At 56.9% G+C, this 255-nt stretch carries 1 rRNA gene; it reads left to right on the forward strand.

From position 1 onward, the window contains the following. A 23S ribosomal RNA gene (locus K4B79_RS47580) occupies nucleotides 1-255 on the forward strand; the annotation flags it as partial.

A 255-nucleotide genomic window follows, 5' to 3' on the forward strand; every position in this document is an offset into this window, starting at 1 on the left:
GGTTCTCCCCGAAATGCATTTAGGTGCAGCGTCGTGTGTTTCTTGCCGGAGGTAGAGCACTGGATAGGCGATGGGCCCTACCGGGTTACTGACCTTAGCCAAACTCCGAATGCCGGTAAGTGAGAGCGCGGCAGTGAGACTGTGGGGGATAAGCTCCATGGTCGAGAGGGAAACAGCCCAGAGCATCGACTAAGGCCCCTAAGCGTACGCTAAGTGGGAAAGGATGTGGAGTCGCACAGACAACCAGGAGGTTGG

This window comes from Streptomyces lincolnensis, from assembly GCF_021173675.1.
In the GTDB taxonomy this organism is placed as follows: domain Bacteria; phylum Actinomycetota; class Actinomycetes; order Streptomycetales; family Streptomycetaceae; genus Streptomyces; species Streptomyces lincolnensis_B.